Origin of the sequence: Lysobacter helvus (genome assembly GCF_018406645.1) — a bacterium.
GTDB classification, from domain to species: Bacteria; Pseudomonadota; Gammaproteobacteria; order Xanthomonadales; family Xanthomonadaceae; genus Noviluteimonas; species Noviluteimonas caseinilytica.
Genome location: NZ_AP024546.1, coordinates 2610845 through 2622760, shown reverse-complemented (window position 1 = coordinate 2622760; position 11916 = coordinate 2610845). Strand labels below are relative to the sequence as shown.

General features: G+C 69.3%; 8 protein-coding genes. 3 read left to right on the top strand and 5 right to left on the bottom strand.

Annotated features, from left to right (window positions below; translation table 11 throughout):
- Nucleotides 1-67 precede the first annotated feature (67 nt).
- Both LYSHEL_RS12670 and LYSHEL_RS12665 read right to left on the bottom strand, forming a co-directional pair.
- Nucleotides 68-688 (bottom strand): CDP-alcohol phosphatidyltransferase family protein, encoded by a 621-nt coding sequence (locus LYSHEL_RS12670; RefSeq protein ID WP_213434391.1) that lies wholly within the window; start codon nt 686-688, stop codon nt 68-70.
- 116 nt (nt 689-804) lie between these two features.
- A complete protein-coding gene (locus LYSHEL_RS12665; RefSeq protein WP_213434390.1) occupies nt 805-2517 on the bottom strand; it encodes a 3-hydroxybutyrate oligomer hydrolase family protein in 1713 nt (570 codons plus the stop codon).
- Between the two features lie 111 nt (nt 2518-2628).
- Between LYSHEL_RS12665 and LYSHEL_RS12660 the strand changes: the two genes are divergently transcribed.
- Complete coding sequence (locus LYSHEL_RS12660; protein ID WP_213434389.1) at nt 2629-3393, top strand: 3-hydroxybutyrate dehydrogenase; 765 nt, start codon at nt 2629-2631, stop codon at nt 3391-3393.
- 9 nt (nt 3394-3402) lie between these two features.
- On the top strand, nt 3403-4065 hold the full coding sequence (locus LYSHEL_RS12655) for a response regulator transcription factor (protein ID WP_213434388.1): 663 nt from the start codon (nt 3403-3405) through the stop codon (nt 4063-4065).
- A gap of 9 nt (nt 4066-4074) precedes the next feature.
- Here the strand turns inward: LYSHEL_RS12655 and LYSHEL_RS12650 are convergent, their stop codons facing one another.
- From LYSHEL_RS12650 to LYSHEL_RS12640, 3 genes are all read right to left on the bottom strand, one after another.
- A complete protein-coding gene (locus LYSHEL_RS12650; protein ID WP_213434387.1) occupies nt 4075-4476 on the bottom strand; it encodes a hypothetical protein in 402 nt (133 codons plus the stop codon).
- 118 nt (nt 4477-4594) lie between these two features.
- Nucleotides 4595-7927, bottom strand: a complete 3333-nt coding sequence (locus LYSHEL_RS12645) for a hybrid sensor histidine kinase/response regulator (protein WP_213434386.1) — start codon at nt 7925-7927, stop codon at nt 4595-4597.
- Nucleotides 7928-8044: 117 nt separating this feature from the next.
- Nucleotides 8045-10339: a TonB-dependent receptor gene (locus LYSHEL_RS12640; RefSeq protein ID WP_213434385.1), complete on the bottom strand. Its 2295-nt coding sequence runs from the start codon at nt 10337-10339 to the stop codon at nt 8045-8047.
- Nucleotides 10340-10509: 170 nt separating this feature from the next.
- Between LYSHEL_RS12640 and LYSHEL_RS12635 the strand changes: the two genes are divergently transcribed.
- The gene (locus tag LYSHEL_RS12635) at nt 10510-11913 is read left to right on the top strand and encodes a GntP family permease (protein ID WP_213434384.1); all 1404 of its coding nucleotides are present in this window, start codon (nt 10510-10512) and stop codon (nt 11911-11913) included.
- The last annotated feature ends 3 nt before the right edge of the window (nt 11914-11916 follow it).

Genomic DNA, 11916 nt, shown 5'->3' with positions numbered 1-11916 from the left:
TCCAGAGAAGGCCGCCATCGTAGCGCCGCGCAGGTGGCAGGGCGATCACGGCCCTGCGTCGGAAGCCTTACAGCTTGGGGATCCGCATCGTCTTGCTGATCATCAGCGACCCCGACAGCGCGAACACAAGCACCAGCGGATGCAGCTGCCAGGGCCCCAGCTTCACCATGCCGAACCACAGGTCCGTGCCCAGGCGATCCTGCACCGCGGCCACCGCCAGCAGCACGACCAGCAGCAGGCTGGTGGGGATCGGCGTGCCCTCGAAGTACTTCACCTTCGCGTCCTCGCCGGACAGCTGCTCGGCGGTGACGTTGTAGCGCGCCAGGCGGCTGACGCCGCAGCCGACGAAATACGACAGCACCACCCAGTCCCACCCGCCCTGCAAGCCGCAGGCGTAGGCGAGGGCGGCGGGCGCGACGCCGAAGGAGATCACGTCGGCAAGCGAATCCAGTTCGCGGCCCAGCGTGGACGCGGACTTGCGCCAGCGCGCGATGCGGCCGTCGAGCGCATCGAAGATGAAGGCCAGCGGGATCAGCGCCATGCCAACCAGCAGGTCGCGCACCACGCCTTCCTGCAGGAAGCGCATGGCGGCGAAGATCGCACCGGTGCCGCAGAACGCGTTGGCGAGCGTGAACCAGTCCGCCAGGTGGAAGTCGCGCAGCATCGAGAAATGCCGGGGTCGCTGCATGGGGGTCGCTCCCTGTCGAGGCCGGCAGGGTGCCAAACCTCGCGTGAAAGCCGCAAGGCCGCTTCGACGCCTCCCCCTGCGGGGGAGGCCGGGAGGGGGACGCCCCGCTCGCTGCGTTATCGAGGAATCGCGAGATTCGTTGCCGTCAGCGCCTCGCCACCACGCGCCTTCGTCTCGACCACCGCATCCGCCGGCAACGCATTCGACGCGTCATCCAGGTGCGCCGCCACCCGATCCAGCGCCGCATACACGTACGGCAACAGCGGCACATACCGCGCACCGTACTCCGGCAACGCCAGGAACCCGTCGAAATGCTGCGCGTTGCGCACCTGCCAGTAGCGCACGTCGCGCCCGGCCGCTTTCGCCATCGCCACGTAGGGCGCACTCGAGAACGCCGGCGGAATCAATCCGTCATCCATCCCGTGCACCACGATCACCGGCAGGCCCTTGCGCGGGGCGGAGGCGCGCACCTCGGCGACGCCCTTGCGTACGCGATCGGCGTCGGCACCCTGCCCGGTCCAGAGTTCGCGCAGGCATTCGATGCCGGGGCGCGTGAAATCGGGTGCCGCCATCCTGGTATCGATGATGCCCACGCCCGCGCCCGGCGGAATGCCGCTCGCATCCGAGCGCCACGCCGCGATTTCCGCGGGCGTGGCGGCACGCGGCGTGAAGTCCTTGTTCTGCGCGGCGAAATTGAAACCGCACGGATGTTGGCCGAACGCGTATCGCCCATACGCCGAGGCATACGTCACCGCGACCGCGCGATACAGATCGAAGTCGACGGACAACGCGGCCGCATGCATCGCCGCATCGGTCCAGCCGGCGGCGTGCAACTTCGCGCGCGCTGCTTCGCCCGTCAGGCCCAGCGAAGCGCAACGCGCCGCGCCCATCGCGCGCCCCATCGCCGACAGCGGCGATTGCGCGAGCCCTTCCACATCGCTCAACGCACACGGCATCAACACCGCCGCCTCGGTGGTGTAGTCATACAACGATCGCCCGCCGGGCACATCGACGTTCGGCTCGCCCGCCACCACAGCATCGATCAAATCACCCGGCAATTCCGCCGCCCGCAACACCGCGCCACCGCCATTCGAAATCCCCACCGCGATCACGCGCGTGTTGTCCGCGCGGAACGGCGCCTGGTCCGGGAACGCTTCGGTCAATGCATGCAGCGCGAACTCCGCCGCCTGCACCACGTGCCGTCCCCAATCGGCTTCCGGGTTGTCCTGCGAATGCGCATGTTTGACCTCGACGCCCGCGGCGCCGTGGTCGATGTAATCCGTGCCCGCGCCCTTGTCGGTGTACGCCACCGCGCAGCCCTTCGGCAGGCCCCACGCCCCGGCGACCGCGATCGCGCCGTAGATGCCGCGCGAACCCGACGACGCCGACACCACCACGCATCGCTTCGCCTGGTCGAACGCATCCGGCACCTGCACCAGCACGCGATGCGGTTGCTTCGCGCCGGGGATGCGCGCGTCCGCGCTGAACTCGCGCCCGGGCACGTTCGCCGTGCTGCCGTAGAGCGTGCCGTAATTCCCGAGCGGGCCGAGGTCGGCGATGCCGCGCCAGTTGTTCCAGAGCGCGCGGCGGCGCACTTCGGCGTCGGTGGGATTGGCCGGGTCCGCGAACGCCGGCGCGGCCGTCCCGCGCAAGCCGTCCAGCCCCAGGCCGCCGGTGAGGAGGTCATCCGCGCCGCGATGTTCGGTCACGCGCTCGCCGTTGAACAAAGCCGCTGCCTCCGAATGCGGCGCCGAAGCGCAGCCCGCCAGTCCCGCCAATGCCGCGCCCAGCGCGACCCCCATCCAACCGTGCGTGCGTGTCGTGTCCATGCCGGCACCCTAGCAAGCCCGCGCGCGAGGCAAGCATCGTACTTTCGTCCGAAGGCGACCGGGCGCCGCCCTGCTAGGCTGCGGCAGCCCCCACGCGCCAGAGCCTCCACCATGACCTCGCGTTGCATCCTCATCACCGGCGCCGGCAGCGGCATCGGCGCCGGCGTCGCCGCCGAACTCGCGGCCGCCGGCCACCACCTGGTCGTCACCGACCTCGCCCTGCCCGCCGCGCAGGCCGTCGTCGACGGCATCCTCGCCGCCGGCGGTTCGGCCGAAGCGTGCGTCCTCGACGTCACCTCCGATGCCAGCGTCGCCGCCGCGCTCGCGCAGGCCTCGCGCCCCGTCGAGGTGCTGGTGAACAACGCCGGCCTGCAGCACGTCGCGCCGCTGGAGGAATTCCCGATCGAGAAATGGGACTTCCTCGTGCAGGTGATGCTGGTCGGCGTCGCGCGGCTCACGCGCGCCGTGTTGCCCGGCATGCGTTCGCGCGGTTTCGGCCGCATCGTCAACATCGGCTCGATCCACTCGCTGGTCGCCAGCCCCTACAAGAGCGCCTACGTCGCCGCCAAGCACGGCCTCGTCGGCTTCTCGAAAGTGATGGCGCTGGAAACCGCGGACACCGACATCACGATCAACACGATCTGCCCGACCTACGTGAAAACCCCGCTCGTCGACAGGCAGATCGCCGACCAGGCGCGCACGCGCGGCATCCCCGAAGCGGACGTCGTGCGCGACGTGATGCTCAAGCCGATGCCGAAGGGCGTGTTCATCGGCTTCGACGAACTGGCCGGCATCACCGCGTTCCTGCTCACGCCGCACGCGCGCAACATCACCGGCCACACGATCGAAGTCGACGGCGGCTGGACGGTCCAGTAGAACCACCGGATGCCTTCGCTGCTCATCGCCGACGACCATCCCCTCTTCCGCGCCGCCCTGCGCGGCGCGGCGAAGGATGCCGTGCCCGATCTCGACGTGCGCGAAGCCGATTCGCTCGAAAGCGTGCTGGCGCGGCTGGAGGAAGAACCCGGCATCGACCTGGTGCTGCTCGACCTGCACATGCCCGGCAACCACGGGCTCGCGGGGCTCGCCGCGATTCGCGCGCAACATCCGGGCGTCGCGGTCGTGGTGGTGTCGGCGAACGACGATCCGCGCGTCGTGCGTCGCGCCCTCGATCACGGCGCCGCGGGGTACCTGCCGAAAAGCACCGGCCTGGACGACCTGCGCGAAGCGATCCGCAGCGTCCTCGCCCTCGAACAATGGTTGCCGCCGAAATTGCGTGCGTCCGTCGACGGTGCGCCGTCCGCGCCCGCCGATGCCGTCCTCGCCGCGCGCCTGGCAAGCCTGTCGCCGCAGCAGTTCCGCGTACTCGCGCTGGTGGCCGAAGGCTTGCTCAACAAGCAGATCGCCGATCGCCTCGGCGTGCAGGAACGCACGGTGAAAGCGCACCTCACGTCCATCTTCGAACGCCTCGGCGTGCGCAACCGCACGCAGGCCAGCGTGATCCTGCGCGAACTCGAACTCAGCGATCCGTCGAAGCAGATGGAGTGACGCGGCGCGTCAGGCCTCGACGCCCACCTCCACCAACCCCGCCTCCATCAGCACCCGCGCAATCCGGCGCACCAGCGGATCCGTCGCCGAGGTCTTCCCTTCGCCCGTCAGCCGCTGCATCAGCGAACGCTTGCGCTCCAGCATCACGTGCCACTCGCCGCGATCCGGGTTGTCGGCGAGCGCGTCCGAGTTCCCCGCCACGCACACCAGGTACGTGGTGCCGTCGAGCGTGGCCTGGTTGGACCAGCCGAAGTCCTCCATGCCGATCACGCTCGCATCGACGCCGGTCCTGCGCAGCGCGCCAACGAGCCAGCGCGAGAAGTCCTCGCCGAAGCAGCAGTCGTTGATGAAGTGCGGCCCGACGGCCGAGAGGTTGAAGCGATCGGTGCGGCACGTGATGTCGATGATCATGGACGCCCCCCGAAGTCCGATGTGCGCAGCAGCAGCCCTGTCCCGCAGTTCCCGTGGCCCGAGTCTGCGCCGGCGCCCTGCAAAGTCCGGGTGATGACGCGACGAGGTTTTTGCGGGCTCAGGTGACCGCGCGGGCGGCCAGCAACCGGTCCAGCACGCTCTTCAGCGCCAGCGGCTTCAGGGGTTTCATCAGCAGGGGCAGGCCCGCTTCGTGCACGGCCGCCCGGACGTCGGCCCCCGCGTCGGCGCTGAGGATCACGGTGGGCCGTGCGCCATGCGCGTCCGACAGCCGCCCGTGCGCGCCCACGCCGGTGTCGCCCGCGTCCAGGTGGTAGTCGAACAGCCACAAATCCGCCGGCGTCTCGCGCAGGACGTCGTGCGCGGATTGCGCGTCGGGCACGTCGACGACCGAGCAGCCCATGCCTTCGAGCAACTGCCGCAAGGCATTGCGCGCCATCGCTTCGTTGTCGAGCACCAGCACGCGCGTGCCGGCCAGGCCGCCGCTGCGCGTGGCGACCAGCGGCGCGTCGTGCGCGGGGCCGGCCACGCGCGGCAGCGTCACGGCAAAGACCGTGCCGACGCCGGGCGTGCTGCGCAGCGTGAGCGGTGCATCGAGCAGGCGCGCGATGCGGTCCGCGATCGCCAGCCCGAGGCCCAGGCCCTGCCCCGCGGCGTCTTCGCCCCGGCGGAACTCGTCGAAGATGTGCGATTGCGCTTCGAGCGCGATGCCGGGGCCGGTGTCGTGCACCTCGATGCGCACGCGGTCGCCGTCGCGTCGCACCCCGAGCACGACGCGCCCCTGCTGCGTGTAACGCACGGCATTGGCGAGGAAGTTCTGCAGCACGCGCCGCAGCAACTGCGGGTCGCTGCGCACCCAGGCGCGCGTCGGCAACGCATCGAATTGCAAGCCATGTTCGGCGGCGAGCACGCGGAATTCCGACGCCAGCGGCTCCAGCACGTCCGCCAGCGCGAAGTCGCGCGGCTGCGGGTCCAGGCCACCGGATTCCAGGCGCGACATGTCGAGCAGCGCGGTGAGCAAGTCCGTCGTCGAATCCAGTGCGCCACGGATCTGCTGCACGCTTTCGCGCCCCGCCTCCGGCACCTGCCGTGCGAGCGCGTCGGTGAACAGGTGCGCGGCGTGCAAGGGTTGCAGCAGGTCGTGGCCGATGGCGGCGAGGAAGCGGCCCTTCGCGTCGTTCGCGCGCTCGGCTTCGCGGCGCGCGGATTCCAGATCGGCGGTGCGTTCGTCGACGCGCTGTTCGAGCGTTTCGTTCGATTGCAGCAGCGCGGCTTCGGTACGGCGGAACGCGGTGACATCGGTGAACGTCGCAACGAACCCGCCGCCCGGCATCGGGTTGCCGCGGATTTCGACGATGCCGCCATCAGGGAACACGCGCTCGGTCAGGTGCGCCGTGCCCGCGCGCATGTGCGCCAGGCGGCGTTGCAACGCACGTTCCGCGTCGCCGTTCGGCGGCATCTGGCGCAAGGCGTGGCGCGCGAGGTCGGCGATGGGCGTGCCCACCTGCAGCAGCGATTCGGGGAAGTCGAACAGTTCGGCGTAACGCGTGTTCCAGGCGACCAGGCGCAACTGCGCGTCGACCACGCTGATGCCCTGGCTCATGTTCTCCAGCGCCGCTTCGAGCACGCGCTGGTTGAAGCGCAGGTCGCGCGAGGCTTCGCCGACGATGGCGGCGACGGTGTCGAGGTGGCCGGATTCGCGACGCGCCGCATCGAGCAGCACGCGGGCGGAGGCGGATCCCAGCACGGCGGCGAGTTCGCGTTCGATGCGGGCTTCCGTCGCGGCCGGCACCGCGCCATCCGGCGGCGCGTCGCGCAGGAATTCGGCGACACGCTCCGGCGGGAGGAAGCGCAGGCCCGCGTCGCGCAAGGTGCGCGCATCGAGGCCACGCCGCGCGCGCCGCGGCAGGTCGCGCGTCCACAACGCCACGAGCACCGTCGCGAAGGTGCCGACGAACAGGCTCGCCCCCACCGCGCGCCCAAGGCGGCTCCACCCCGTCAACCCGAACAACCCGTTCGACGACAACCACGCCAGGCCGAACGGCCCCTGCGACAACCAGTCGGTGGACACACCGCGCAACGCGAAGACCGTCGGCAGCAACTGCACCCAGCACCAGGTCGCGAACGCCGCGACGATGCCGGCCACCACCGCGCGCGCCGGCGTCTGCGGCCGCCACACGGCGAACGCGAGCGCCGGCACCAGCGTGCCGAGCGCCGAGAACGACACCGCACCGACGTCCGCCAACGCTTCGCTGCCCGCGACCAGGCGACTGTAGATCCACGCCAGCAACATGATCGCGACGATGCCGATGCGCCGCAGCGCAAGCACGTGCCCGCGCAAGTCCCCGCCCTCGCCGCGCCACGCGCCGCGCAGCAGCCCCGGCGCGAACCAGTGATTGCCGATCATCAGGCTCAGCGTGAGCGTGCTGACGACGACCATGCCGGTCGCCGCACTCAATCCGCCGAGGAACGCGAACAACGCCAGCGCATGCTGTCCCTGCGACAACGGCAGCGCGAGCACGTACAGGTCCGACGGCACCCGATCGCCCAGCAACGCCGTCCCCGCCTGCGCGAGCGGCAACACCGGCAGCGCGATCAACGCGAGATACAACGGGAACTGCCACCGCGCCGTGCGCACGTCGTCCTGCTGCCGGCATTCGACGACCGCGATGTGGAACTGGTGCGGCAGGATGAACATCGCGAACGCACCCAGCAGCACCAGCGGCGCGAAGCCACTGCTCGACACGGGCGGCGTTGCGCGCACGACCGGCGCCGCATGCGAGAGATCCAGCCCGAACCACACGAATGCGCCCAGCGCGAGCATCGCGGCGAGCTTCAACACCGACTCGAACGCCATCGCCAGCACGAGCCCGCGGTTGTGCTCCGCCGCGCTCACCCGCCGCGTCCCGAACAACATCGCGAACAAGGCCATCGCGAGGGCGACGTACAACGCGCTGTCCTGCCACGCCGGCGCGGTCGCTTCAACGGGCCCGCGCGCCGTGAGCATCGCGAAGCTCATCGCCATCGCCTTCAGCTGCAACGCGATGTAGGGCACCAGGCCGAGCGCGGCGACCAGCGTCACCGTCGCGGCCAGCCACGCATCCTTGCCCAGGCGCGTGGCGATGAGGTCGGCGATGGACGTGGCGTTGGTTTCGCGCGCCAGGCGCACGAGCCGCACCATGAAGGCGCCGGCGACGAGGTACAGCAGGATCGCGCCGAGGAAGGTGGGCGGCAGCGCCCAGCCGTACCGCGCGGCCTGGGTGACCGTGCCGTAGAACGTCCACGAGGTGCAGTGCACCGCGAGCGACAACGCGTAGATGTGCTTCCACTTGCCGGCGAACGCGCGCGGGTGGCGCTCGCCGTACAGGCCCGCGAAGAACAGCACGCCGAGCCACGCGAGCGCAGCGAGGACGACGACGCTGGTGGTCAGCATGGGAAGGCACGGGTCATGGCGGCAGCATAAGGCCGGTCGGCGGAAAGACGAACGGCGAGCTCGCGCTCGCCGTCGTCCCTTCGTCCCTCACTTTCGGGGGTTCCGGACGCGAAGCCCTCAGAACTCGTACTTGGCCGTCAGGCTGACCTGGCGCGGCGGCCCGTAGAAGCCCGTGTACACGCCCAACGCCTGGTTGAGGTTGTAGCCGGTGGTCTTGTATTCCTTGTCGGCCAGGTTGGTGCCCAGCAGCGAGAAGGTCCAGTGGTCGTCCAGCGCCCACGTGACGCCGGCATTGACCAGGCCATACCCGTCCTGCGTGATCGGCGGCGCGCCGAAGGGCGCCACCGGCGGCACGGTCGCGCGGATGATCTCCGTCGTCGCCGTCACTTCGCTCTGGTAGGCGTAGCTCACGCGCGCCGACAGGTTGCCCATGTTGGCCAGCTGCGTGCGCCATTCGACGTTGAGCGCACCGGAGAACTTCGGCGCATTCGTGAAGTCCTGCTCGTCGGCGATGTCCACCGTGCGGCGCACGGCCGGGTTGGTGTCGAAGTACAGGAACTCGTCGTAACGCGCGTCCAGGTACGCCAGGTTGCCGGAGATCACCCAGCTGCTGCTCGGCAGCCACTGGTATTCGACTTCCAGGCCGTCGACCGTGCCCTTGCCCGCGTTGGTGAAGTCGCCGAAGAACCCGCCGCCCGGCAGCGCGGTGAACACCGACAGCTGGATGTCTTCGTACTTGTTGTGGAAGGCCGACAGGTTGAGGAACAGCGACTGGTCCAGCAGGCCCATCTTGGCGCCGACCTCGTAGCTGTCCACCTGCTCGTCGTTGAACGGATTGGCCGACGTCGGGGCGATCGTCGCCTGCGCGCGGATGTTGTAGCCGCCCGACTTGAAGCCGCGCGAGAACGACCCGTACACCATGATGTCCGGCGTGATGTCGTAGTCCAGCGAGATCTTCGGCGAGGTGTTCTTGAAGTTGATCGTCTTGTTGAAGCGTGCCACCGCGGTGTCGTCGTTCGGATTCAGCGGCGTGCAGTCGATCGGCGTGGCGAACGTGGCGCTGGAATAGCAGCGGTTCAGCACGACCGCGTGCTTGTCCTCGTCCGTGTAGCGCGCGCCGACGTCCAGCTTCAGCTTCTCGGTCAGGTCGAACGTCCAGTCGGCGTAGAACGCGGTGCTGGTGGTGAACACCGTGCCCTGCGTGTCGCCGAAGGACAGGTTGAAGAAGTTGTTCTGCACCTGGCCGCCGGCTTCGCCGTCGAAGTAGTAGATGCCCATCACGCCGCGCGCGCGGCCGCCGGCGTCGTAGTTCACCTGCAGCTCGTGGCTGATCTGCTGGTCGCTGTACAGCGCATGCACGTCCGCGATCTTGTCCGGCGTGGTGTCGAAGTCGATGTTGGTGTCGGTGTCCGACTCGCGCTTGGCGAAGACGTACTTGAGCGACAGGTCGTCGCTGAACTTGTAGTTGGCGGCCAGCGACACGCCCAGCATCGTGGTGTCGTTGACGTTCGGCATGCCGTTGCGCACGTCGTAGCGGTCGGCCATCGGCAGGAACGGGCCGGTCGCCGGCGTCAGCAGCGTGTCGAAGCGGTTCGGCAGGATCATCTGCGCGCCGCGCACGCCGGAGGTGTCGTCCAGGTGGTCGAAGGCGAGCTGCAGGTTGAAGTCGTCGGTGACGTACGCGCCGATGTTCAGGCGCCACGCGGTCACGTCCTTGTCGCTGACGTCGTCGCCGGTGATCACGTTCTCGCCGAAGCCGTCGCGGTGCAGGTCGGCCACCGAGATGCGCGCGCGCAATGCGTCGTTGCCGCCCAGGCCGCCGCCCACCGCGGCCTTGATGTCGCGCTGGCCGTAGTTGCCGATGGTGACCGAGCCGAAGCCGGTGACGTCGGTGGTCAGCGGACGGCTGATGTACTTGATCGCGCCGCCCACCGTGTTCTTGCCGTACAGCGTGCCCTGCGGGCCGCGCAGCACTTCCACGCGCTCCACGTCGAACACGTCGAGCAGGCCGCCCTGCGGACGCGCGATGTACACGTCGTCCAGGTACAGGCCCACGCCCGGGTCCACGCCCCACAGCGGATCGGACTGGCCGACGCCGCGGATGTAGGCGGTGATGGTGCTGTTGGAACCGCGCGCGGCGTACAGCGTGAGGTTGGGGACCTGCGTGTCGAGGTCGGACAGATCGTCCACGCCCAGCTTGTCGAGGGCCTCGGCGGTGAAGGCGGTCACGGCGACCGGCACTTCCTGCAAGGTTTCCTCGCGCTTGCGCGCAGTCACGGTGACGGTGTCGAGCGTGGCCGGCCGGTTCGACGCGGGCGTCGTCGCAGCGGCAGCGGGCTGGGCGTCCTGCGCCCACGCGAGGGCCGGGAACATCGCGACGGCGATGGCCAGGCTCAGGGTCTTGCGGTTCATGCGATCGATCTCCCCAATGCAACCGTACGCGGACGATCCGCGGATTGGCGCCAAGGCTAGGGCCGCATGCCACGTGGGCGGCATTGGACCTTCGTCCGATGGGCCGCGCGCGGGCGCTTGCCGAACACTCGCCCCCTGCAAAGGCCGCATCGCGCGGCCGGGGATCGTGCATGGCCTTCCTGATCGTCCTCGCGGCGCTCGTGTTCCTGATGGTGGTCGCCTACCGCGGCCACAGCGTCATCCTGTTCGCGCCCATCGCGGCGCTGGGCGCGGTGCTGCTGACGGATCCCTCGCTGGTCGCGCCGATGTTCACCGGCTTGTTCATGGACAAGATGGTGGGGTTCCTCAAGTTGTATTTCCCGGTGTTCGTGCTGGGCGCGGTGTTCGGGAAGGTGATCGAGCTGTCGGGATTCTCGCGGGCGATCGTCAACGCGGCGATTCGCGTCGTCGGGCCGCAACGCGCGATGCTGTCGATCGTGCTGGTGTGCGCGCTGCTCACCTATGGCGGCGTGTCGTTGTTCGTCGTGGTGTTCGCGGTGTATCCCTTCGCGGCCGAACTCTTCCGCCAGTCCGACATCCCCAAGCGCCTGATCCCCGGCACGATCGCGCTCGGTGCGTTCACCTTCACGATGGATGCGCTGCCGGGCACGCCGCAGATCCAGAACATCATTCCGGCCTCGTTCTTCGGCACGAACGGCTGGGCGGCGCCGTGGCTCGGCACGATCGGCGCGGTCGCGATCCTGATCGCGGGCATGACGTACCTGGAGTCGCGTCGTCGCGCCGCCGCGCGCAAGGGCGAAGGCTACGGCGATGCCGCGACGCTGGTGAACGAACCCGTCGCCTTCACCGGCGCGCGCCTCGCGCATCCGCTGGTGGCGCTGTTGCCGCTGGTGCTGGTGGGCGTGGTCAACAAGCTGCTCACCTCGGCGATCCCGAAGTGGTACGGCGCCGAGCACAGCTTCAAGCCCGGCGTGATCGGCGATCCGGCGCCGGTGGTGCAGGAGATCGCGAAGGTCACGGCGATCTGGGCGGTGGAAGGCGCGTTGCTCGCGGGCATCCTCGCGGTGCTCGTGCTGGCGTGGAAGCCGGTGCGCGCGCGGTTCGCCGAAGGCAGCAAGTCCGCGATCGGGGGCGCGTTGCTCGCGTCGATGAACACCGCGTCGGAGTACGGGTTCGGTGCGGTCATCGCCGCCCTCCCCGGCTTCCTCGTCGTGGCCGATGCGTTGCGCGCGATCCCGAATCCGCTGGTCAACGAAGCGGTGACGGTGACGGCGCTGGCCGGCATCACCGGCTCGGCATCGGGCGGCATGAGCATCGCGCTGGCCGCGATGGCGGACACGTTCATCGCCAATGCGAACGCCGCGGGGATTTCGATGGAAGTGCTGCATCGCATCGCGGCGATGGCCTCCGGCGGCATGGACACGTTGCCGCACAACGGTGCGGTGATCACCCTGCTCGCCGTGACGGGGCTGACGCATCGCCAGTCGTACAAGGACATCTTCGCCATCACGCTGATCAAGACGATGGCGGTGTTCCTGGTGATCGCGGTGTTCTACGCCACCGGGATCGTCTGACGC

Excerpts from the sequence above, each read along its gene's own strand:
- LYSHEL_RS12670 (WP_213434391.1), bottom strand. The coding sequence starts at position 688 with ATGCAGCGACCCCGGCATTTCTCGATGCTGCGCGACTTCCACCTGGCG.
- LYSHEL_RS12665 (WP_213434390.1), bottom strand. The coding sequence starts at position 2,517 with ATGGACACGACACGCACGCACGGTTGGATGGGGGTCGCGCTGGGCGCG.
- LYSHEL_RS12660 (WP_213434389.1), top strand. The coding sequence starts at position 2,629 with ATGACCTCGCGTTGCATCCTCATCACCGGCGCCGGCAGCGGCATCGGC.
- LYSHEL_RS12655 (WP_213434388.1), top strand. The coding sequence starts at position 3,403 with ATGCCTTCGCTGCTCATCGCCGACGACCATCCCCTCTTCCGCGCCGCC.
- LYSHEL_RS12650 (WP_213434387.1), bottom strand. The coding sequence starts at position 4,476 with ATGATCATCGACATCACGTGCCGCACCGATCGCTTCAACCTCTCGGCC.
- LYSHEL_RS12645 (WP_213434386.1), bottom strand. The coding sequence starts at position 7,927 with ATGCTGACCACCAGCGTCGTCGTCCTCGCTGCGCTCGCGTGGCTCGGC.
- LYSHEL_RS12640 (WP_213434385.1), bottom strand. The coding sequence starts at position 10,339 with ATGAACCGCAAGACCCTGAGCCTGGCCATCGCCGTCGCGATGTTCCCG.
- LYSHEL_RS12635 (WP_213434384.1), top strand. The coding sequence starts at position 10,510 with ATGGCCTTCCTGATCGTCCTCGCGGCGCTCGTGTTCCTGATGGTGGTC.